The sequence below is a fragment of the Lysinibacillus contaminans genome, from assembly GCF_001278945.1.
GTDB lineage: Bacteria > Bacillota > Bacilli > Bacillales_A > Planococcaceae > Lysinibacillus > Lysinibacillus contaminans.
Genome location: NZ_LGRV01000003.1, coordinates 575,293 through 597,086 on the forward strand (window position 1 = coordinate 575,293; position 21,794 = coordinate 597,086).

Genomic DNA, 21,794 nt, shown 5'->3' on the forward strand with positions numbered 1-21,794 from the left:
ATCAGCAAAGCGTATAAAGTGCGCTTTTAAGATTAACGTAGTTTATGAAAAAAAGGAGGGGAGGTCACATAATGCTGTAGGTTTGCGTGTATGTGGCAAAAAATATGCTTACGAAAGTGACATTGAGTGTTAATGAAGTACTAGCTGGCGATATTTTAGCGGAGGATATATTTGTCGATTATCGTTTGCTTGCCAAACAAGATTTAGTATTAACTGAGCGGATTATTGTGTTGCTTAAGCTTAGAAAAGTGGATACACTCACGGTTAGGTTACCGACAGACTCGGTAAGGATTGTGCATGATTTAGGTAAGGTACGTGTACAAGAGTATGAAGATGTGTTTGCGCCACTTCTTGCGCAGAATGAGATAGATGAGTATCAAGAAAAAATTAACAATTTATTTACGATAACTTTGGAAAATGTTGTCCATGAATTACGCTACGGCCAAATATTAAAAAGTTTACAGGACACAGCCTTTGTCAGAAATATTTTCGGAAAAATATTAAAAGAGAAGCATCGCTATGATTTATTAATGCGCTTGAAAGAATGGGATGAATATTCTTATGTCCATTCTTTTGATGTGTTTGTGTTAGGAATAGTCTTCGCCCGTCATCTTGGTTTAACGGATATCGAGACGTTGGCAAGGGGCTATTTATTCCACGACATTGGGAAAGTATTTATACCGCAAGAAATTTTGAACTTAAAGCGCAAACTAAATGAAGATGAATTTGAGATCGTGAAAACACATACGACAAGAGGCTACGAACTATTGATAGAACATGGTGAAGAAGAAATTGCCTATTTTGCGCGTGATCATCATGAACGTTTTGCAGGAAGAGGTTATCCGAACAATCTTTGTGCGGATGAACTAAGTGAAGGTGTACAGGCGCTACAAATTATCGATGTGTTTTCCGCTATGACGTCAAAGCGCGTATATCATTCAGGATATGGCGCGACGGATGCATTAGCTGTTTTGTATCGCGAACGTCACTTGTATAACGAAAAATTCATGCATAAATTTGTAGAATGTTTAGGCATTTATCCGGTTAACTCGCTCGTGTTACTTTCGGATAATCGCTCGGCACAAGTGGAACTGGTCTATGACTTGTTTCCAACACTTCCGAAATTAAAGTTGTTGGATGAGCAAACAACGATGAATTTACCACTCAATAACAGCATTAAAATTATGAAAATGATCGACTATCGTGCAGACAGTTTTGAAGAAATTTTCAACTTATTTGTTGAACAGCTAATTCGTGGTGAAGAAAATAATTTGAAAATTTACTTTAATAAGTTAATTGACCATCTCCATCCAAAAGAAATTGTTCTGAAAATATTTTTACCAGCATTTCGTATTCTCCGCTTATTAACGAGAGAAATTCAAACGGATATGACGAAGTATAGAAATTCAATAAATATTTTAAAGACACTTTTAGAAGAACAATTAAGTGTGTTATATATGGACTATCAACATGAAAAAACAACTATCTTAGTGGTGGATACATCACTTCGAGAAAATTTCTTTATAAAACTTGTACAAAGTATTTTGTATATTGATAAAATTGTACCGTTTTTTATTACTCCTTGTGATGATCAGCGTATAACGGAGTTGATGGAGCACTGTAATGTGAATGTTGCGTATTTTATCGCTGATGAGCTGGCTGTAGATAAACGTGTACGGCCAATGCGTGAGGGAACATTCCTCTACTACACATTAACAGATATCGAAGAGTTACTTGTTAGCTTAGTAGGTATGAGTATGAAGAAATTTTCATTCGAGGAAAAGATGCAAGAACGATTGTTTACAACTTTAAAGGTATAAAAAGAGGGAGCCGCAGCTAGCGACTCCCTTTTACGTTAGAATTGTAAATGTTTTTCATTATGTGCCTTAACATCAGTGATAGGAATGCGTAGAGTGTTTGCGACTGCCGTAGCACTTTCGTCGCAGAACACGCATGTTACCATTGAAAAATACTAAATTAGAATTGAAGATGTTTCTCAATATATGCTTTCACATCAGCGATTGGCATGCGTGTTTGCTCCATAGAATCACGGTGGCGTACTGTTACTTGGCCATCTTCTTTAGAATCAAAGTCGTATGTGATACAGAATGGTGTACCGATTTCGTCTTGACGACGGTAGCGTTTACCGATAGATTGAGACTCGTCAAAATCAACTGGGAATGCTTTACGAAGATCAGCCCATAGATCGCCAGCTTCTTCTGATAGTTTTTTAGAAAGTGGTAATACTGCTGCTTTAAATGGTGCTAAAGCAGGGTGGAAGCGTAGAACTGTACGTTTGTCATCGCCTTCAAGTGCTTCTTCATCATAAGCATCACATAAAAATGCTAATGTTACGCGGTCAGCACCTAGAGATGGTTCGATACAATATGGCACGTAACGTTCGTTTGTTATTGGGTCGATGTACGTGAAATCTTCGCCAGAGTGCTCCATATGTTGTTTTAAGTCGAAGTCTGTACGGTCAGCAACGCCCCATAGTTCACCCCAACCGAATGGGAATTTGAACTCGATATCTGTTGTTGCATTTGAGTAATGTGAAAGCTCGTCGTCTTCATGATCGCGAAGGCGCATTGAGTCTTCTTTCATACCTAGGTTTAATAACCAGTCTTTACAGAAGTTTTTCCAGTATGAGTGCCACTCAAGGTCTTCGCCAGGTTTACAGAAGAATTCAAGTTCCATTTGTTCGAATTCACGTGTACGGAATGTGAAGTTACCCGGCGTGATTTCGTTACGGAATGATTTACCGATTTGTGCGATACCAAATGGTGTACGCTTACGCATTGAGCGTTGCACGTTTTTGAAGTTTACGAAAATCCCTTGTGCTGTTTCAGGACGTAGGAAAATTTCGTTTGATGAAGATTCTGTTACACCTTGGAAAGTTTTGAACATTAAGTTGAATTGACGAATGTCTGTGAAATCTGCTTTGCCACAATCAGGGCAAACTACGTCGTATTTCACCATTGTTTCTTTCATTTGGTCGAATGTCATACCATCCACGATGATTTCATCGCCTTTTGCTAGTGCAGCGTCTTCGATGATTTTATCTGCACGGTGGCGCGCTTTACATGCTTTACAGTCAACCATTGGGTCATTGAAGTTTCCAACGTGACCTGATGCCACCCACGCTTTAGGGTTCATTAAAATAGCAGCGTCAAGACCTACATTGTGTTCAGATTCTTGAACGAATTTTTGCCACCAAGCTTTTTTTACGTTGTTTTTAAGTTCTACACCTAGTGGACCGTAATCCCAAGTGTTTGCTAAGCCTCCATAGATATCAGAACCTGGGAAGACAAAGCCTCGATGTTTTGCTAAAGATACGATTGTTTCCATTGATTTACCAGCCATTTTAATAGCCTCCTTGAAATTTGTAATAGTAAAAAGGGGCTCTATACCAAAACATGTACTTGCAGATGAATCCCACTCCTTTTCAGCGGGCAAGTCGCAAGTTTCCTCGCTTGCAAGCTCCTGTGTGGTCTTGTTTGACTTGCTTTTCTGCAGGAGTATCGCGAGATTCGTTTGCTCCAAACAACACTTCTATTAGAGTCAGGTACAGATTACGGTAAAGAGCCAAAAAAGGAGTTTAGTTAATTTTACCTCGGCACATTTACGTCTAGATTTTTAATCGTGCAAGCGCGATTAACTCCTCTGCAAAATCTATGACATCCGCCGGAGGAAACTTTTAATTTAGCCAGTGGCTAAATTAAAAAATAGCACCCGTCTCCGGGCAAAGTAAATGCCCAGGGACGAGTGCTATTACCCGCGGTTCCACCCTGATTGTTTTAAATACTTTGTGAACTTGCATAGTTTATGCCTAGTAGACAAATATTTAAAACCTCTTTTCAAAAAAAATAGCTCCAGGAATGCCTTTTCTCTGTGTTCTGTGTAGACTTTCACCATTCTCTACTCGCTTTTAGGTAGAACAGATACTTTTTTCCTATCATCGCCTATAGATGACGCAAATTATCGCTCGAAAATACATGCGGAGCTAGCGTCTGTGTCAATATTGTAGCATGTAGTTCTTTTCTTCGCAATAACGATTAAAATAGTATATAATAATTGAGCATGAGTATAACACTATTAGATTTGAGGCGGTGAATCCAATCGAACTCAATAAACGTCAGGAAGATATTTTACAAATTGTGAAAGAAAATGGCCCAATTACAGGGGAACACATTGCAGAACGTCTCGGTCTGACAAGAGCGACATTAAGACCGGATTTAGCAATTCTCACAATGGCTGGCTTTTTAGATGCTAGACCAAGAGTTGGCTATTTCTATTCAGGGAAAAAAACATCCGTAAAAATGACGGATAGCATTAATAAATTGAAAGTGAATGAATTTCATTCACTACCCGTAGTTGTGCCTGAAACAATGACGGTTTATGATGCAATTTGTTTTATGTTTGCCGAAGATGTTGGTACGCTATTTGTAGTGGATAAGAATGAGTATTTGACAGGGGTACTTTCTCGTAAAGATTTATTACGTACTAGTATAGGCACACAGGATTTAAATAAAATTCCTGTCCATATTATTATGACGCGTATGCCCAATATTTCTTATTGTGAAAGAAAAGATTCATTAATTGTCGCAGCAAATAAATTGATTGAGCGTGCGGTCGATTCTCTACCAGTTGTTGAGCCACATGCAGAAGGTTTGAAAATTGTAGGGCGCTTAACGAAAACGACGATTACACGTGCATTTTTATCGCTTGCACAAAATGTCTAAAATTGAAGGTGAACAACATGAAAAGACTTCTTGTTTTTGTTGTTTCAGATTCAGTCGGGGAAACTGGCGATCACGTAGCAAAGGCAATCATTAGCCAGTTTCGACCGAGTTTTGAAGAGACAATTATTAGACGCTTTCCTCATATTCAATCAGAAGAACTCATTCGTAAAATTGTACATTTAGCGGTCAAACAGAATGCACTTATTGTTTATACACTTGTTCAGCAGGAAATGCGTACTTTTTTGAATGAGCTCTGTGAAAAAGAAAAAATTCATGCGGTTGATATAATAGGACCTGGGCTAAAATCTATGGCCGCTTTTATGGAAGAAATACCATTGGAAACGCCTGGTATTGTGCATCAACTCGATGATGATTACTTCAAAAAAATTGAAGCGATTGAATTTGCGGTAAAGTATGATGATGGTCGAGATCCAAGAGGTTTATTGCAAGCAGATATTGTACTTATTGGGGTATCACGTACCTCAAAAACACCTCTTTCGCAGTATCTTGCGCATAAACGCTATAAAGTAGCGAATGTACCACTTGTACCTGAAGTAGATCCACCGGATGAGTTATTTATGATTGATTCAAACAAGTGTATTGGATTAGTTATTTCTCCAGAAAAATTAAATTATATTCGAAAAGAAAGATTAATTTCTTTAGGGTTAAATGATGACGCAGTTTACGCACAGCATAATCGAATACTAGAAGAAATTAAATATTTCGAGAAAATTGTAGATCGCATTGGCTGTCAGGTAATAGATGTAACGAACAAAGCTGTAGAAGAAACAGCGAATGTCATTATCGAATATATCGCGACTTATAAATAACTAATTATTATATTATTTAAACCACCTCAGCAAGAAAGAGGCGGTTTTTTTGAGTCGATGCAAAAATATATAGATAAAAGTCGGAATTTGTTTTATAATAATAGAATTGTGGTAAAAATATTTGAAAAGAGAAAATCCTTATTTTTTTGTCGAGAAATAAAGGGTTTTTAAAATTAATAGCGAATTGTGTTCTAGAACATAATTTAAAGATGGTGATGAAATTGGCTGGGAAGATTCCAGAAGAAGTGATTGAGCAGATTCGAACGCAATCGGATATTGTGGATGTCATTAGTGAATATATGCAACTCACAAAGCGTGGGCGCAACTGGTTTGGCCTCTGTCCATTTCATGGTGAACAAACACCTTCTTTTTCTGTATCTATCGATAAGCAGATTTTTCATTGCTTTGGATGTGGTGCAGGTGGTAACGCCATTACTTTTGTCATGGACATTGAAAATATTTCGTTTCCAGACGCCGTTGTAAAGCTTGGTGAGCGAGCTGGTATACATTTAGACATTCAACCTAGTATGCCAGAATTAATGAAAACAGTATCTAAAACAGAAGAGCGCATGAAAGAAGCGCATGCTTTTGCGGCAGATTTTTTCCAACATTTGCTACTCAACACAGAAGATGGTGAAGAAGCGTTAAATTATTTGCTAGAAAGAGGATTTACGAGGGAACTTATCGAATCTAATAACATTGGATGGTCGCTCCAAAGCTTTGATGCGCTTACGATACTTCTTGAAAGGAAAGGTTATAACTTACAAGAAATATCAGAAAGTGGCTTAATCATTAAGCGTGAAGGAGAAGAGCGCTATTTTGATCGTTTTAGAGGTCGTATTATGTTTCCCATTCGTGATGAAAATGGTAAAATAATTGCGTTTTCAGGGCGGATATTATCGTCGACAGGGGAAGAGGCGAAATATTTAAATAGTCCAGAATCACCTATTTTCCATAAGAGTGAGGTGCTTTATAACCTAGACAGGGCACGAACCTCGGTTCGCAAAAATCGTCAAGTTATATTGATGGAAGGTTTTATGGATGTGTTAGCAGCTAGTTCAGCGGGTATAACAAATGCTGTAGCTACGATGGGTACTTCGCTAACAAGCCAGCATATCACAAAGCTAAAGCGCTTAGTAGAGCAAGTTACGATTTGCTATGATGGTGATCATGCTGGGTTTGATGCGGCGAAACGAGCTGCAGAATTACTGCAAGCTGAACGTATGAATGTTAATATTGCGGTTTTACCTGACAAACTAGACCCCGATGAGTATATTCGGAGTCAAGGTGGTCAAGCCTTTAAGGAACAAATTCTTGAAAATCCGCATGCTTATATTGCTTTCATGATGATGCATGCTAGACGCAATAAAAATTTTCAGTTTGAAAATGATACGCTTCAATATATACAAGAAGTGCTGGAACAACTTGTGGGCAGGTCTTCACCAGTCGAGCGCGATTTATATATAAGGCAGCTATCAAATGAAACAAATGTTTCGGAAGAAGCAATTTATGCACAGTTTCGAAAGTTAGAGGCGAGCAAGGTACGTTCAGTAAAGACTGAAGTGCAAAAACAAGCTTTGCCATTGATGCCAGTCACGCAACAACAAAAGCCTATGGACGCAGCAGAACGTGCTGAACGTTTATTACTGGCCCATATGCTTCATAATATAGATGTAGTGGACAGGGTATTACGTAGTGAACAGAAAGAACCATTTGTACGAGATGCTTATATGGCTGTTTTTGTTCGATTAATTGGATTTTATGAGGAATTTGGGCATCCTGATTATCAACGCTTTGTTGAAGTACTGGATGACCCGGAATTACGTAAAATTGTCATGGAAGCGTCTTTAGTAGAGCGTGACCCTGATCAGGCAGAGGCAGAGGTAACAGACTCTTTGCGTCAGCTTCAAAAATATCGTATTGAACAAGAAATTAATGAAAAGATGCATGAGTCGAAGGAAGCGGAGAAGATGCACGAGTATGCACGTGCTCTTGAAATCGCCCAACAGATTATTCATTTAAGAAAATCGTTATCGGCGATTTAACCCGATTCGGTTGTTTAGAAGGAGGAAGGTTTATGGCGGACAAGTCTGAACGTTCAAAAGAGGTAGAAGTAGAAATTACACTAGATGAAACAAAAAAATTATTACAAGAAAAGGCGAAATCTGATGGCGAGATTTCAATGAAAGAAATCGCTGAGAGATTAACCCCTTATGAATTGGAAAACGAAGAAGTTTTTCATTTCGCTGAAGATCTTGAAAAAAGTAAAGATATTCAAATTATCGGTAAAGAAGAATTCGAAGAAGAAAGTTTGCTGAAAGAAGAAGCAAGCGAAGGAACTTTCGATTTAAATGATTTAAGTGTACCACCAGGTGTTAAAATCAATGACCCTGTCCGTATGTATTTAAAAGAAATCGGCCGTGTTGACTTACTTTCAGCGAGTCAAGAAATTAAATTAGCTGAACGTATTGAGCAAGGTGATGAGGAAGCACGTAAACGTTTAGCAGAAGCAAACTTACGTCTTGTTGTATCGATTGCAAAACGTTATGTTGGGCGTGGGATGTTATTCCTTGATTTAATCCAAGAAGGAAATATGGGGCTTATTAAAGCAGTTGAGAAATTCGACCATCGTAAAGGCTTTAAATTCTCTACGTATGCTACTTGGTGGATTCGTCAAGCGATTACACGTGCCATTGCTGACCAAGCACGTACAATCCGTATTCCCGTGCATATGGTTGAAACAATAAATAAATTAATTCGTGTACAACGTCAATTATTACAAGACTTAGGTCGTGAGCCATCACCTGAAGAAATCGGGGAAGAAATGGACTTAACTCCTGAAAAGGTACGCGAAATTTTAAAAATTGCACAAGAACCAGTTTCTCTTGAAACACCAATTGGGGAAGAAGACGATTCACACTTGGGAGACTTCATTGAAGACTCAGAGGCGCAATCACCTTCTGATCACGCAGCATATGAATTATTAAAAGAGCAATTAGAAGATGTGTTAGACACATTAACAGACCGTGAAGAAAACGTACTTCGATTACGTTTCGGTTTAGATGACGGTCGTACACGCACATTAGAAGAAGTAGGGAAAGTATTTGGCGTTACACGTGAACGTATTCGTCAAATCGAAGCTAAAGCACTTAGAAAGTTACGTCATCCGTCACGCTCTAAACGTCTAAAAGATTTCTTAGAATAATACGATGAATTAAGATACCTTCAAATGAAGGTATCTTTTTTGTTATTATTGTGCAATATTTAAAGCATATACTACCATGATAGTAATGCTGATATAAAATATCAGGTTGTTCTTTGCTTGCCCGCGGAAAGCGAGCGCCCGTAGCAGAATAAACCTACCACTTTATTGGTAATGGTAAAGTTGGTTAATCAACGCGCCTGATAAAATATATTTAATACAAGAAATAATCACTCTAATAGCTTATAAAAAGGTTCGAAATAATTGAAAATATATAATTAGAACGGGTCATAAGTTTGGTTTATTGCTACTTTATACAGATGTCATTTTACATAACGTGAGATAAAATTGTAGTACAACCATTATTAAACAATGTTTGGAGAATGTAGTATGACAAATCCTCGTAAAAAAATAATATTAAATGAGATTTTATTTTGGAAGCAAAATAAGCTATTACCTGAACATTATTGTGATTTTTTAACAACGCTCTATGCGGAAGGGAACGAATTAGAGGCGATAGAAGAGGCGAATCCTAATCGCGCGGTATTGTCTTCAGAAAAACGAAAAATACTGGTCGTAGCTGCAAGCGTATTTATTGGTATCATTGCTCTATTATTTGTCTATTTCACAGTACCATCACTTACTCTAATCTTATCAATTGTTGTAGCGATTGCCGCCATTGTTTTATTTATTGTGGCGTTTCAGACTGCGAAGACAAACGGCTTGTTAGCACCTGTGTTTCATGTCTTTGCTGCAATTTTATTATTTTGCGCATCCATTCAAATTTGTACAACTTATTTTAGTGGGAATAATTTAGTACTATTTAGCTTGATTGCAGGGAACTGTATCGTATGGTTATGGTCAGGTATTAAAATGAGGCTCCTTTATTTCACGATTTCAGGAGTTCTTGGTTTAGTCGTACTTATAGGCTATTATGTCATGAATTTAATGTAGTGTGATGAAAACCCTTTTATCGGTCCTTAAATCCGTTGAAAGGGTTTTACAATGAAAGCTAATACTCTGTTCTGTAAGGAAGCGGCGATAGTAAAATACTATGCTTCCTAGATGAGGAACTGAAATAAATGGAAGATATTTAATTTAATATCTAATAACTGGTGATAGCAAGTCATATTTTTTGGTAATGTTGCAGAAATGTCGAAAATGTTACAAACAAAGGAAAACTTAGCGAATAGGGCTTTTCGTTTCCAGTGTTATGCAGTACAATATTAGATGTTGACTGATTCTATATTATAATAGAAGTAGATTTGAAAATGAGGAGGGGAAACACATGAAAAACAATCCAATCGTTCCTTACATCTTAATTATGGCATTTGGTATTGGTCTTATTTTCTTCATGTCTTTACAAGGCGCTGGTAACCAGAAAGATATTGCTGCTGAAGCTGAAGGCGGAGGCGAAAAAACTGAAGCAACTGATGATGGTTCTGCAGTAGTACAATCTTGTATCGGTTGTCACGGTGGTGACTTAACTGGTGGTATGGGTCCAAACCTACACGGCTTACCAGAGGACCGTATCGTTGATGTATTAACAAACGGTATTGAAGGAACGCCAATGACAGCAGGAATGAAAAACGAAGCGGAAGCAAAAGCAATCGCTGAGTACATTGCAACTTTAGAATAATTTCTTACAGGGGCTGTGTTAAAAGTGCGTACATTCACTTTTGACACAGCTTCTGCAATTAAATAAAGCGTATTAATGGGAGGTGCATTTGATGGCTTCCACTTGTGCGTAGAACGGAGATGCCTCAAAAGTTTTTTGAAGCATCTCCATTTGTTTTTTTCTACAATTTCATACATACTAGAATTGACTATATTTAAGGTAGGCGGTAAAAAGATGAATGCTCAAAAATTATCAAAACGACTTGAAACAGTGGCTAAATTTGTTCCGACAGGTGCGGTTGTAGCCGATATTGGCAGTGACCATGCTTATTTGCCATGTTATTTAATTCATAAAGGTGTTGCAACTCGTGCAGTAGCGGGTGAAGTTGTCAAAGGTCCTTTTGAATCAGCAGTAGGACAAGTGAAAAAAGAAGGATTAACAGAAAAAATAACAGTACGATTAGCAGATGGACTTGCAGCAGTTGAAGCAGCGGATAAAGTAGATACGGTAACTATTGCAGGTATGGGTGGCCCACTCATCGTATCGATTTTAGAGAAACATCCAGAAAGTTTACGCGGTGTTACTCGTCTTATTTTACAGCCGAATATTCATGCGAAAGTTATTCGTGAGTGGGCACTAGCAAACAACTGGGCAATTCAGGATGAAGCCATTCTTGAAGAAGATGAAAAAATCTATGAAATTGTCGTTTTACAACGTGGGTCGATGAAACTAACAGAAGCTGAAATTTTATTTGGTCCAAAACTAATGCTACGCAAAGCACCAGCATTTGTGCAGAAATGGACGCGAGAAAAACAAAACTGGCAACGTGTGCTACAGTCGATTGAAGGAGCAGAGCAAACACCTGAAATCGATGAAAAACGTGCGGAATTAACGCATCTTCTAAACTTAGTAGAAGGGTTGTTGTAATGTGAAAGCAGTCAACGGACAAGAAATCATACAATTATTTGAAACATGGTCACCGAAAAAACTAGCATGTATGGAGAATGATCCAATTGGACTTGCAATTGGATCATTAAATAAGCCAATTACTAAGGTTTTAGTTACGCTTGATGTCAATGAAGCAGTGGCTGATGAAGCGATTGCGAATGGATGTGAGCTAATTATTGCGCACCATCCCCCAATTTTCCGCAAGCTAGCTAATATTCGTACAGACAATCCAGCAGGTAAGTTATATGAAAAGCTTATTAAACATGATATTGCCGTCTATGCAGCACATACGAATTTAGATGTAGCTGAAGGCGGCGTTAATGATTTACTAGCAGATACATTGCAATTAGAGAACCGTTCTATTTTAGAAGAGACATATGCGGAAGATGTATTAAAGCTAGCTGTATTCGTACCAACAACTCATGCTGAAAGCTTACGTGAGGCACTAGCAAAGGCTGGAGCAGGGCGTATTGGTGCCTATGAGGCTTGTAGCTATACAACGACTGGAGAAGGCCGTTTTCGCGCTCTTGAAGGCGCCAATCCTCATGTCGGTGTTATTGGTGAATTACATGTCGAACAAGAAGTAAAAGTGGAAGTCGTCTTCCCTGCACCTATTAAAAATAAGGTTTTAAAAGCAATGCTGAATGCACATCCATACGAGGAACCAGCTTATGACTTTATTCGTTTAGATCAACAAACAAATATTATGGGGCTAGGTCGTGTTGGCTATTTACCTAAAGAAATGACACTGCGTGAATTTGCAGAGTTTGCAAAGAAGCAGCTAGATGTGCCAGCTGTACGCGTAGTAGGGGATTTAGATTCAACAGTGAAAAAGGTTGCCCTTGTTGGTGGCGACGGCAATAAGTATATTTATACAGCTAAACGTGCTGGGGCAGATGTATTTTTAACAGGGGATATGTATTTCCATACGGCACAGGACGCCCAAGCGATTGGTTTGCAAATTGTTGACCCTGGTCACCATGTTGAAAAGGTAATGATTGCTGGCGTTGCGCAAAAAATGGCTGCATTATGTGCTGACAAGAAATATACGGTAGAATTTGTACAATCAGAGGTACATAACAGAACCGTTTTTATTTGTATAGAGAGGGGTATTTGTGTGGCAAATACAAGACCTGCTGGCAATGGTGCCGGTAAACTTTGGCTTGTTATAGGTCTGATGATTGCTGTGTTCGGCATCGGAATGACACTGATGACTAATAATATGAATGACAAGAGAATCGATGAGATGACGCAACAATGTGAGAAGGATGGGGGCGAAGCAATTGTCTCAAAAGAAAAAAGCTTCCTTTCCACAAGCTATAAATTTGAATGTAAGCAATAGTATGAACTAAAAGAACTTGCTTAAGATACGTATCCGAAAAACGTAATGCTTGCACTAATTCTTACTCTAAAATGAAAACATCTTTAAGTGTAGACTTTGCCACTTAAAGATGTTTTTTATTTAACGAGGTGTGTAAATAGACGTGGGTAGGTTGTTGAATATGTCGTATTAGGAATACATAGTTTTTTTTGTTGGTTGTGAGACAAGCCTTATTTTAATATATTAAACTACAACATCTGTTGGATAATCATATACTGTTGGAGGTAAACATGAATCTTGTACAATTTGACGAAAACGGTGCAATTAGAGCACAAGTGGTACGATTCGCATTACAGGTAAGAAATCAAGTGACGGCTTTTATTCGCCGAGAAGGTGCTTTGAATTTACGAATCAACGTTAGATAATACAACGAAACGATTAAAATAGATGAAGCAATTCAGCAGAGTGATGTAGTAATAAGTACACTAGGACCAGCACTTTCGATGAGTAGAAAAATAGAGGCATTGCCTATCACAGCTGCGCATCAAGGCATTATTTCGACCATGGAGCGATAAGGAAAAAAGCGTTTTATTACGCTGGGTACACCCTCTATTCAAGCGAAGGAGGAAAAAACAAATAGTAACAGTTGTACCAGGTATAATGGCAAAGTTACTCTACCCAACTGGCTATCAGGAAATGCAAGGTATCGCTAAACTGTTCGCAGGCTCTTCCCTTGATTGGACAATTATTCGTATCATCAATCCGAACGTGAAAAGTGGTGGCACAGGTTATGCCATTTCTTTTGGTAGCACGAAAGGAAAAATGGGTGTGTCCCGTGCAAATGTTGCTCATTGAATGATTGAAGCAGCTATTGAGGATGAATGGATTCATAAAATGCCGATTGTCTTTAATTAGATAAGGAGGGATTTGTAATGGAAGTTTTCGGTTGGATATTGCAGGGGTTATTAGCTTTATCATTTTTCATGGCCGGTGTTGGGAAAATATCTGGTACTACGATGCATACAAAAAATTTCGATCATTGGCGACTTCCACAGTGGTTCCGTGTTGTGACAGGGCTGGTGGAAGTAGTAGCCGCTTTGTTACTAATCGTCGGTTATTGGCAACAGACCGCATTACTAGCTGGCGCGGTGCTATTAGTAGCAACAGGCTTTGGTGGCGTACTCACACATATTCGTGTGAAAGATAGCTTGAAGGACACACTACCGATTGCTGTTCTTGGCATACTTGCAATTATTTTACTATCTATCACTACTGGATAGTAACGTATGTGTAAAAGGTTTGCAAAATAAGTCATGACACTAAGTTGTGGCTTATTTCGTCGTTCTAGTGTCTGGAAAAATGTTAAAATAATAGCAACCGCATGACAAGAAGGAGTTCGGAAAAATGTATAGTCTCGTGTCGCAAATTAGTCAATTTATCAGTGAACCTATTACCTTATTTTTAAATACATATGAGCATTCACCTTTAATTATCGCGATACTACTAGGCTTGATTGGGGCACTAGCACCTTGTCAGCTAACTGGCAATATAAGTGCAATTACGCTTTATGGAAATCGTACTATTCAGATGAAAAGTAGCTGGGGAGAAATCGGATTTTTTATTTTAGGAAAAGTAGTTGTCTTTAGTGGCATAGGTTTTTTTGCCTGGTTATTTGGGCAATCCTTTGAAACGGAAATGACCCTGTATTTTCCTCTGTTTAGAAAAGCTATTGGTCCCTTGATGATCATAACGGGGCTTATTTTGATAGGGTTTCTAAAATTGAAGTTTATTGACCGTATATCATCACGAATGCCCCTTATTTTAAAAGAAGGTAAATTCGGCTCATTTCTTCTAGGCGCTAGTTTTTCAATTGCCTTTTGTCCAACGATGTTTGTGCTCTTTTTCGTATGGCTAATGCCGACGGTAGTTTCAACTTCATATGGCTTATTATTACCAGGGATTTTTGGAATTGCTACGGCTATCCCACTTATTTTACTTATTCTATTAATCAGAGCCCTTGATACACAGAAGCTGATCATGAAAAACAGTAGGAAGATTGGCAACATAGTGCAACTCATAGCGGGAACTATTTTAATCATTATTGGTGTGTTCGACACCATTACCTATTGGGAAATATAATTCGAAGATATAGATAGATGTAATATTGTGTGGCGTATCATGTCGGTGATTTCGGCTGTAATGTTTAGTACATCATTTTCAAGGGTAAATGCTGTACTAGGCTTGCGACTTGCCCGCGGAATGGGAGTGGGATTCCTCTGCAAATACAGATTTTTGTATAGAGCCGAAAGTTAAATTCAATATTTTGAGGTTTAATCGATTGACAACGATATTGGAAATGTGATAAATTTATCTCGAATTCAAGATAATATTCGATTCCAATATGTAACCTTTTTCTTGATTCATCGAAAAAAAATGCAAGCATATTAAGTGAACTGCAGTCACCATATGTTCAATTTTTTTAGTTTATATCTCGTATTCGAGATATTTTTATAAGAAAGAATAATTCAACAAAAATATGTACATGGTATAGATATGCATAACGAGAAGGGATTTACATTTAGAGTGTCTTCCCAAACACGTTGCATGTAGAAATGAGAAAGAGGTATTTCAATGAGTTTTTTTAAAAAACTATTCGGTTCGAATGTTACTGAAGAACAACAAGGAGGAAATGAAATGTTGAAAATTGGTATTGTATTAGGTAGTACACGTGAAGGGCGAGTTAGTCCACAAGTAGGTCAATGGGTTAAAGAAATAGCAGAAAAACGCGGTGACGCTGAATACGAAATTATCGATATTGCAGATTTTAAATTGCCACTATTAGGTGAGCCAGGTGGAGATGCTTCTGGTGCAGCTGAGTGGTCAAAAAGAATAGCTGGGTGCGACGGTTTTGTATTCATCGTTCAAGAATATAATCACTCAATCACAGGTGCACTTAAAAACGCATTAGATTACTTACGTGATGAGTGGAATAACAAAGCTGCTGGTATCGTATCTTACGGTTCAGTTGGTGGAGCGCGTGCTGCTGAGCATTTACGTGGCATTCTTGGTGAATTATTAGTAGCGGATGTTCGCGTACATCCTGCATTATCATTATTTACAGACTTCGAAAACGGTACAGTATTTAAACCAAAAGAAGTGCAAGCAGATTCAGTTAACCAAATGTTAGATCAAGTTATTTCTTGGTCTACAGCATTAAAAACAATCCGCTAATAAAATAGATGGCAATATGTGCATGAACTCGTGCGCATATTGCCTTTTTTTATGGCTAAAAGTAAAAATAATATGGATTTGGCATAGATGCTCGTAAAATGTACGTCTTGAAAATACTTGGAGTCAGCTAAAAACTATTTGTAGTTAATAATAAGGAAACGGCCTTCACTATCCCTGCAATATGTCCTTGGTGGTATAAAAGTTTCATAGTCGTACACATAAATTCTATTAGCGATTCGCCATCCTGAGAAATCGTCATAACTACTGTTAAAGCACCGTTTTCAATTGGGAATACTTCTATACATCTAAGGATATTTTCGGAGTAAATAGCGTAGCTTCCCATATTTAAGATGTAGATAGGGTTAGGAACATGGTATAAGAGAGCAACAGTATAGAAAAGTTTACTTTTAAATAATGTCATGTTAGACTAACGTGGATAATGATTATCCGTTTTAGTATTTGTTGAAGGTGTGAAAAATATTAGATTACAGGCGGTGATTTAAATGCAGATGAAAACAGGAGTCGAACAGTCAGTGTATGCCATTCTTATCCTAAACATGTTACCGGATAAAGCAGTATTACCTGGAGAAGCGATCAGTCAACAATTGGGAGCTTCACCAACGTATTTTCAAAAATTGTTGCGGAAGTTAGTTAGTGCAGACTTGATTACTTCAGTACCAGGGGTCAAAGGCGGATTTAAATTAAGGAAAAAACCTGAAGATATTCGCGTTTACGATATTTATCTTGCTATAGAGGGACAACAATCTCTTTATTCCTCTAGTGGAGTTATGCATGGCATGTTGGATATAGAAGAAGAAAATAGTTGCTGCTTATTAACGAACTTAATGGAAGAAGCCGAGTCTTCTTGGAAATCCGTGTTAAAGCGTGAAACAGTTGCATCCTTATATGAAGAAATAAATGAAAATTATCAACCAAAAGTGCAGTTGCTACAAGAATGGGTAAAAGAAAAAATGGTTTTATAATAGAAAAGCATCATAGTCAGGTGGAGTAAGTATGGGGGAATTTCAATCACATAATGGCTTCGCAAGAACATTTAAAGAGAATAAATTGACGCTTGGCCTTTCGTTTCCTTTGGAGTTGTCTGCGGATAACTTTCAGAAAATAGATCTAGCAGAACAAATGATGCTAGCCAAAAAAGCGGAAGATCTAGGGTTTGCTTCTTTATTTGTAAGGGATTCACCGCTCTATGATCCCAATTTTGGGGATAATGGCGTTATTCACGATCCTTTCCTATTGCTTGCATACGTAGCCGCACATACGAATAAAATCGCGCTTGGCACGGCAAGTATTGTCACGTCATTGCGACATCCGCTTCACTTAGCAAAGTCAGCTGCTTCTTTGGATGATATGTCTAAACAACGCCTCTTATTTGGTGTTGCAACAGGAGACCGTCCAATCGAATTTCCTGCATTTAAAGTAGAACGTGATGATCGGGCAGAATTGTTTAGGGAGTCCATACTGGTTATGAGAAAAGTGTGGAAAGAAACATTCCCAATAATACAGTCAAATCGAGTAGGACTAACAGAGGGTGATGTGGTTCCTAAGCCACTTTTAGCCGATATTCCTATTTTGGGTACAGGATATTCTGGGCAAACAATTGAATGGTTAGCAGAAAACACGGATGGCTGGATGTTTTATGCGCAAGAGGCGAATCGACAGCAAGAGCTTATCAAGATTTGGAGGAAAGTGACGGGAAGATTTAAGCCATTTTCTCAACCTTTAGTTATTAACTTATCAGAGAATCCAATGGCTTCACCTAGCCCAATTCCGATAAAAGTCGGTTTCACATCCGGTCGTCAGTTTTTAATCGATTACCTTTATGCTTTACAAGAGATAGGGATTAATCATGTCATACTTGCTTTGAAAAATGGAGATCGTCCTACGGCTGAAGTGATTCAAGAATTGGGAGAGTATGTGGTACCGCATTTTCCAACACTGACTACATAACTGATTGGATAACAGGGTAGTTGTAAAGAGTGTGAGTATGATAAGTAATCAAATATGCTTGAATTATAAGAAAAATTATTGAAGAGAATAGAGATGGAATAAGATGATAAATAACTTAGGGCGTATTAATGAATTAGCGAAAAAACAGCGTGAAGAAGGTTTGACAAATGCTGAACGGGTTGAGCAGCAAGTATTGCGTGAAGATTACTTACGCGCAATTCGCGGACAAGTTCTCGACACTTTTTCAGGAATTACTGTGCTCGATCCACTTGGCAATGATGTCACACCAGACAAGTTGCGCAAAGAAAAGGAAACGGATTTATGAGAAGAATAAGCTTATTGGAAGGACGATATCTAAATGAGATTAAGTATTTTGGACCAAGCACCCATTACGAAAGGGAACACGGCAGCAGACGCTTTAAAAAAGGCGGAGGAACTAGCGATTTTAGGAGATGAATTAGGCTATCATCGAATGTGGATGGCAGAACATCATGCAACAACTGTTTTTGCGAGTTCAGCCCCTGAGGTGACGACAGCCTATTTGACTGCTAAAACAAAAAATATTCGGATTGGAACTGGCGGAGTGATGATGATGCATTATTCCCCATTGAAACTGGCGGAGGTGTTTAAAACACTAAGTGCATTTTCACCGGGCCGTATTGATTTTGGCGTTGGTCGAGCTCCGGGAGGGGATAATTACTCCATTTATGCTTTATCTGAAGGACGCCAACCGATGATAGATAATATGTATGAAAAATTTGATACTGCCCTGCAGTTGATCAACGACGAGGTACCTGAAGATAGCTTGTATAATAAAACGATCGCAACACCGTCTCAAGTCATTTTGCCGGAAGCTTGGCTATTGGGTTCAAGCGGCAACAGTGCTGTTCAGGCTGGACGCAGGGGCGTTGGTTATTCTTTTGCACAATTTTTTAATGGCGAAATGACTAAGGAAATCTTAGATGTATACAAAAAGAATTTTCAACCTTCAGCTTTTATGGAGAAACCAGAAATCAATGTTTCCTATATGGTGACAACGGCTGAAACAAAAGAAGAAGCCGAGTATGAGGCAATGCCACAAGATATTTGGCGTTTAATGTTTTTGAAAGGCAAAATTGGGCAAGTTTTGACGCCTGAAGAAGCCTGTGATTATCCATTGACGGAAATGGATCGCATGATGATTAAAGAAAATCGTAAAATCCATTTAGTGGGAGATGTAAAAGAAATCGCAACATTGTTACAAGAAGAGCAAGCTCACTATGGATTTGATGAAGCGATGATTTGCAGCATCCCTCATTCACAAGAGAAACGACTAAATGTTTATAAATTATTAGCACAGGAATTGTTTTAAAGAAAGAAAGGAAGAAGAAAATGAAAGACTATTTAGTAAAAGCGCTAGCTTATAATGATCAAGTACGTGCATATTCAGTTAATACAACCGTAACAGTGGGAGAGGCACAACGTCGTCATAATACTTGGCCAACTGCTTCGGCTGCATTAGGGCGATCTATGACTGCTGGTGTGATGCTAGGAGCAATGCTCAAAGGTGAAGAAAAAATAACAGTGAAAATCAATGGTGGGGGTCCTATTGGCACAATTCTCGTTGATACAAACGCCAAAGGAGAAGTTAGAGGCTATGTATCCAATCCTCATACTCATTTCGATCTTAATGAACAGGGAAAACTAGATGTGAAAAGAGCAGTAGGTACAAATGGATTGCTGACAGTATCAAAAGATATAGGATTACAGCAACCTTTTATAGGACAAATCCCTATTATATCTGGTGAGATAGGAGAAGATTTCACATCTTATCTTTTTAATTCCGAACAAACGTCTTCTGCTGTAGGAGTAGGTGTACTAGTGAACCCTGACAACACAATTCAAACTGCAGGTGGTTTCATCATTCAACTCATGCCAGGGGCAGAGGATGAAATAATCAGCGCAATAGAAGAACGTCTGAAAGTAATTGCACCAATTTCTTCAATGATTGCAGAAGGTATGACGCCGGAACAAATTCTTGAGCAAGTACTAGGCGAAGGGAATGTAAAAGTTCTAGAAAGAATGCCCGTTCAATTCCAGTGTCAATGCTCGGAAGAGAGAGTTGCCAATGCCATCGTAAGTTTAGGAAGCGAAGAGATTCAAGACATGATTCAAACTGACGGACAGGCTGAAGCAAATTGTCATTTCTGTAATGAAACTTATCATTTCACTAAAGAGAACCTAGAGGGACTAATGGAAGCGGCGGTCTAATAAATTTACAAGTCAGAAGGTAGATGAAGTAATTATAGTACGGACTGAAATATTAACTTCAGGTGTAATGAAGGTATGTATATAAACAAACTTAAATGTATAGCAGGAAGGACGAGCGTGTAGTATTAAAAAAAGCCATCTCCGTATAGAGATAGCCTTAAGCATTATTTCTGAAAAATGTCACATACACGACCGACTTGTCCATCTGTTAGGCGTACTTTGATGCCGTGTGGGTGGCGGGCTGAGTTTGTCAGTAAATCTTTGACAATGCCGCGTGTTTTGACTCCTGTGCGTTGGTCCTTTTTGAGAATAATATTGACCTCAAGACCTGGGTGAATATCTTTTCGATTTTGTCCGTTCATGTTAAATGCCTCACATCTATTAGAATAACTAATATTATAACATAAAAATAATGTTAGTTATTATAAGCAAACAGCGATTGATAAAGTGTAGCCAATAATGCAATAAATAAAGCGTCATCGGATCCAACGGGCATAATAAGTTGATGACTCAACCCTTTTGTTAATAGGGTGGGTTACACTTGAAAGAGGGGAGCCCCGAGTGTTGTACGTGTTTCATAATGAAATGGAAGTGACTGTTGCGCAGCAATAAGGAGCAAAACATTAAGTGCTTTACCATCAGATGAACGTTCAACTTTTTGCAGTACGCAAAAAGCATCGTTTTGTTCATTTAGTATTGGAATATTAGAAAGTCCGTCTAGTAATTTAGGATATGTAAATGAAAAAGTAGCCATATAAAAACCTCCGATCTACTTACTTAATACGAGTGAGTAGATCGGAGGTTTCACATACTGTTTTATTTTATTTTGCGATTTGTCCACCATCGACTGGTAAATTTACTCCTGTAATATAGGCGGCTTGATCTGAGCAAAGGAAAACAGCCGCATTTGCCTGATCTTCTGGTTTGCCCATACGACCAAGCGGGATATCATTTTCAATGTATTTTGCTTGCTCTGGGACTTCCTTTGCCCAATGTTCTACAGCGGGAGTTAATGTCATGCCCGGACAAATGGAATTAACACGAATTCCTTTTTTTGCATATTCAAGTGCAACAGACTTTGTTAGTCCATTGACTGCCCATTTCGCTGCACTGTATGTTGCCAAATTCTCAGTGCCGATTAAACCGGATGTAGAGGCTGTATTTACAATAGCTCCGCCACCAGTTTTCACCATAGCATTCACTTGATGTTTCAGTGCATAATACATACCTGTTGTTGTCACTTGAATACAGCGGTCCCAGTCAGCTGAGTCAGTGTCGCCTATTGGTTTTGATGGGGCACCGATGCCTGCATTGTTATGCGCCCAGTCCAGACGACCGAAATGTTCTACAGTGCTATTAACTAAATCAATGACCTGTTGTTCTTCTGCCACATTACAAGAGATGAAAATAGCGTCACCCCCATTGTCTCTAATGAGTTTCACTGTTTCAATCCCTGCATCTTCACTGACATCTGAAACGACTACTTTGGCCCCTGCTTGTGCAAAGGCAATAGCGCTAGCTCTTCCAATACCACTTCCAGCAGCTGTCACAATCCCAACTTTATCTTGCATTATTTTTGACATAAAATACCCCTCCATTGCAAAATTGTGTAAAGTAACTAATTTCGACAAGGGGGTGTAATTTCCTTCTTTTACAAAAAATCTACTTGTCATTAGGTTTTCTA

Annotated in this window: 22 protein-coding genes and 1 pseudogene; 19 read left to right on the top strand and 4 right to left on the bottom strand. The window is 38.4% G+C overall.

Features of this window, described 5'->3' with window-relative positions; all coding sequences use genetic code 11:
- The first annotated feature begins 104 nt into the window (after window positions 1-104).
- The gene (locus AEA09_RS05110; RefSeq protein WP_053584617.1) at window positions 105-1,820 is read left to right on the top strand and encodes an HD-GYP domain-containing protein; all 1,716 of its coding nucleotides are present in this window, start codon (window positions 105-107) and stop codon (window positions 1,818-1,820) included.
- 157 nt (window positions 1,821-1,977) lie between these two features.
- Here AEA09_RS05110 and AEA09_RS05115 read toward each other — a convergent pair whose 3' ends face one another.
- On the bottom strand, window positions 1,978-3,363 hold the full coding sequence (locus tag AEA09_RS05115; RefSeq protein WP_053582809.1) for a glycine--tRNA ligase: 1,386 nt from the start codon (window positions 3,361-3,363) through the stop codon (window positions 1,978-1,980).
- A gap of 746 nt (window positions 3,364-4,109) precedes the next feature.
- Here AEA09_RS05115 and ccpN point away from each other — a divergent pair.
- The 18 genes and pseudogenes from ccpN (at window position 4,110) to hslO (ending at window position 20,110) form a co-directional block, all read left to right on the top strand.
- The gene (ccpN, locus tag AEA09_RS05120) at window positions 4,110-4,742 is read left to right on the top strand and encodes a transcriptional regulator CcpN (RefSeq protein ID WP_053582810.1); all 633 of its coding nucleotides are present in this window, start codon (window positions 4,110-4,112) and stop codon (window positions 4,740-4,742) included.
- A gap of 17 nt (window positions 4,743-4,759) precedes the next feature.
- Complete coding sequence (locus AEA09_RS05125) at window positions 4,760-5,572, top strand: pyruvate, water dikinase regulatory protein (RefSeq protein WP_053582811.1); 813 nt, start codon at window positions 4,760-4,762, stop codon at window positions 5,570-5,572.
- Window positions 5,573-5,781: 209 nt separating this feature from the next.
- Entirely contained in the window at window positions 5,782-7,617 is a 1,836-nt protein-coding gene (dnaG, locus tag AEA09_RS05130) for a DNA primase (RefSeq protein ID WP_082332671.1), read from the top strand.
- Between the two features lie 32 nt (window positions 7,618-7,649).
- Window positions 7,650-8,777, top strand: a complete 1,128-nt coding sequence (rpoD, locus tag AEA09_RS05135) for an RNA polymerase sigma factor RpoD (RefSeq protein WP_053582813.1) — start codon at window positions 7,650-7,652, stop codon at window positions 8,775-8,777.
- 387 nt (window positions 8,778-9,164) lie between these two features.
- Window positions 9,165-9,728: a VIT1/CCC1 transporter family protein gene (locus AEA09_RS05140; RefSeq protein WP_053582814.1), complete on the top strand. Its 564-nt coding sequence runs from the start codon at window positions 9,165-9,167 to the stop codon at window positions 9,726-9,728.
- A 334-nt stretch (window positions 9,729-10,062) separates the two neighbouring features.
- Complete coding sequence (cccA, locus tag AEA09_RS05145; RefSeq protein WP_053582815.1) at window positions 10,063-10,413, top strand: cytochrome c550; 351 nt, start codon at window positions 10,063-10,065, stop codon at window positions 10,411-10,413.
- 213 nt (window positions 10,414-10,626) lie between these two features.
- Window positions 10,627-11,319, top strand: a complete 693-nt coding sequence (locus tag AEA09_RS05150; RefSeq protein ID WP_053582816.1) for a tRNA (adenine(22)-N(1))-methyltransferase — start codon at window positions 10,627-10,629, stop codon at window positions 11,317-11,319.
- Window position 11,320: 1 nt separating this feature from the next.
- Window positions 11,321-12,443 (top strand): annotated as a pseudogene (locus AEA09_RS05155) (Nif3-like dinuclear metal center hexameric protein).
- Between the two features lie 14 nt (window positions 12,444-12,457).
- Window positions 12,458-12,682, top strand: coding sequence for a hypothetical protein (locus AEA09_RS05160; protein ID WP_053582817.1), 225 nt, complete (start codon window positions 12,458-12,460; stop codon window positions 12,680-12,682).
- A 639-nt stretch (window positions 12,683-13,321) separates the two neighbouring features.
- Window positions 13,322-13,516, top strand: coding sequence for a Rossmann-fold NAD(P)-binding domain-containing protein (locus AEA09_RS19475; RefSeq protein WP_082332569.1), 195 nt, complete (start codon window positions 13,322-13,324; stop codon window positions 13,514-13,516).
- A 77-nt stretch (window positions 13,517-13,593) separates the two neighbouring features.
- On the top strand, window positions 13,594-13,941 hold the full coding sequence (locus tag AEA09_RS05170) for a DoxX family protein (RefSeq protein ID WP_053582818.1): 348 nt from the start codon (window positions 13,594-13,596) through the stop codon (window positions 13,939-13,941).
- A gap of 124 nt (window positions 13,942-14,065) precedes the next feature.
- Window positions 14,066-14,800, top strand: a complete 735-nt coding sequence (locus tag AEA09_RS05175) for an urease accessory protein UreH domain-containing protein (RefSeq protein WP_053582819.1) — start codon at window positions 14,066-14,068, stop codon at window positions 14,798-14,800.
- Window positions 14,801-15,292: 492 nt separating this feature from the next.
- On the top strand, window positions 15,293-15,892 hold the full coding sequence (locus AEA09_RS05180) for an NADPH-dependent FMN reductase (RefSeq protein ID WP_053582820.1): 600 nt from the start codon (window positions 15,293-15,295) through the stop codon (window positions 15,890-15,892).
- A 503-nt stretch (window positions 15,893-16,395) separates the two neighbouring features.
- Window positions 16,396-16,875 (top strand): RrF2 family transcriptional regulator, encoded by a 480-nt coding sequence (locus tag AEA09_RS05185; RefSeq protein WP_053582821.1) that lies wholly within the window; start codon window positions 16,396-16,398, stop codon window positions 16,873-16,875.
- A 31-nt stretch (window positions 16,876-16,906) separates the two neighbouring features.
- Window positions 16,907-17,860: an LLM class oxidoreductase gene (locus AEA09_RS05190; protein ID WP_053582822.1), complete on the top strand. Its 954-nt coding sequence runs from the start codon at window positions 16,907-16,909 to the stop codon at window positions 17,858-17,860.
- 103 nt (window positions 17,861-17,963) lie between these two features.
- Window positions 17,964-18,185 (top strand): DUF896 domain-containing protein, encoded by a 222-nt coding sequence (locus AEA09_RS05195; RefSeq protein WP_053582823.1) that lies wholly within the window; start codon window positions 17,964-17,966, stop codon window positions 18,183-18,185.
- A gap of 33 nt (window positions 18,186-18,218) precedes the next feature.
- Window positions 18,219-19,211 (top strand): LLM class flavin-dependent oxidoreductase, encoded by a 993-nt coding sequence (locus AEA09_RS05200; RefSeq protein ID WP_053582824.1) that lies wholly within the window; start codon window positions 18,219-18,221, stop codon window positions 19,209-19,211.
- Between the two features lie 20 nt (window positions 19,212-19,231).
- Complete coding sequence (hslO, locus tag AEA09_RS05205; protein ID WP_053582825.1) at window positions 19,232-20,110, top strand: Hsp33 family molecular chaperone HslO; 879 nt, start codon at window positions 19,232-19,234, stop codon at window positions 20,108-20,110.
- A 164-nt stretch (window positions 20,111-20,274) separates the two neighbouring features.
- Here the strand turns inward: hslO and AEA09_RS05210 are convergent, their stop codons facing one another.
- From AEA09_RS05210 to AEA09_RS05220, 3 genes are all read right to left on the bottom strand, one after another.
- Window positions 20,275-20,472 carry a YwbE family protein gene (locus tag AEA09_RS05210; RefSeq protein WP_053582826.1) on the bottom strand — a complete coding sequence of 66 codons (198 nt, stop codon included), beginning with the start codon at window positions 20,470-20,472 and terminating at the stop codon, window positions 20,275-20,277.
- Between the two features lie 173 nt (window positions 20,473-20,645).
- Window positions 20,646-20,864, bottom strand: a complete 219-nt coding sequence (locus tag AEA09_RS20220; RefSeq protein WP_053582827.1) for a hypothetical protein — start codon at window positions 20,862-20,864, stop codon at window positions 20,646-20,648.
- A gap of 67 nt (window positions 20,865-20,931) precedes the next feature.
- Window positions 20,932-21,693 carry an SDR family NAD(P)-dependent oxidoreductase gene (locus AEA09_RS05220; RefSeq protein ID WP_053582828.1) on the bottom strand — a complete coding sequence of 254 codons (762 nt, stop codon included), beginning with the start codon at window positions 21,691-21,693 and terminating at the stop codon, window positions 20,932-20,934.
- Between the last annotated feature and the right edge of the window lie 101 nt (window positions 21,694-21,794).

Coding starts and splice junctions, on each gene's coding strand:
- AEA09_RS05110 (WP_053584617.1), top strand. CDS start 105: ATGCTTACGAAAGTGACATTGAGTGTTAATGAAGTACTAGCTGGCGAT.
- AEA09_RS05115 (WP_053582809.1), bottom strand. CDS start 3,363: ATGGCTGGTAAATCAATGGAAACAATCGTATCTTTAGCAAAACATCGA.
- AEA09_RS05125 (WP_053582811.1), top strand. CDS start 4,760: ATGAAAAGACTTCTTGTTTTTGTTGTTTCAGATTCAGTCGGGGAAACT.
- dnaG (WP_082332671.1), top strand. CDS start 5,782: ATGGTGATGAAATTGGCTGGGAAGATTCCAGAAGAAGTGATTGAGCAG.
- rpoD (WP_053582813.1), top strand. CDS start 7,650: ATGGCGGACAAGTCTGAACGTTCAAAAGAGGTAGAAGTAGAAATTACA.
- AEA09_RS05140 (WP_053582814.1), top strand. CDS start 9,165: ATGACAAATCCTCGTAAAAAAATAATATTAAATGAGATTTTATTTTGG.
- cccA (WP_053582815.1), top strand. CDS start 10,063: ATGAAAAACAATCCAATCGTTCCTTACATCTTAATTATGGCATTTGGT.
- AEA09_RS05150 (WP_053582816.1), top strand. CDS start 10,627: ATGAATGCTCAAAAATTATCAAAACGACTTGAAACAGTGGCTAAATTT.
- AEA09_RS19475 (WP_082332569.1), top strand. CDS start 13,322: ATGGCAAAGTTACTCTACCCAACTGGCTATCAGGAAATGCAAGGTATC.
- AEA09_RS05170 (WP_053582818.1), top strand. CDS start 13,594: ATGGAAGTTTTCGGTTGGATATTGCAGGGGTTATTAGCTTTATCATTT.
- AEA09_RS05175 (WP_053582819.1), top strand. CDS start 14,066: ATGTATAGTCTCGTGTCGCAAATTAGTCAATTTATCAGTGAACCTATT.
- AEA09_RS05180 (WP_053582820.1), top strand. CDS start 15,293: ATGAGTTTTTTTAAAAAACTATTCGGTTCGAATGTTACTGAAGAACAA.
- AEA09_RS05185 (WP_053582821.1), top strand. CDS start 16,396: ATGCAGATGAAAACAGGAGTCGAACAGTCAGTGTATGCCATTCTTATC.
- AEA09_RS05190 (WP_053582822.1), top strand. CDS start 16,907: ATGGGGGAATTTCAATCACATAATGGCTTCGCAAGAACATTTAAAGAG.
- AEA09_RS05195 (WP_053582823.1), top strand. CDS start 17,964: ATGATAAATAACTTAGGGCGTATTAATGAATTAGCGAAAAAACAGCGT.
- AEA09_RS05200 (WP_053582824.1), top strand. CDS start 18,219: ATGAGATTAAGTATTTTGGACCAAGCACCCATTACGAAAGGGAACACG.
- hslO (WP_053582825.1), top strand. CDS start 19,232: ATGAAAGACTATTTAGTAAAAGCGCTAGCTTATAATGATCAAGTACGT.
- AEA09_RS05210 (WP_053582826.1), bottom strand. CDS start 20,472: ATGAACGGACAAAATCGAAAAGATATTCACCCAGGTCTTGAGGTCAAT.
- AEA09_RS20220 (WP_053582827.1), bottom strand. CDS start 20,864: ATGGCTACTTTTTCATTTACATATCCTAAATTACTAGACGGACTTTCT.
- AEA09_RS05220 (WP_053582828.1), bottom strand. CDS start 21,693: ATGTCAAAAATAATGCAAGATAAAGTTGGGATTGTGACAGCTGCTGGA.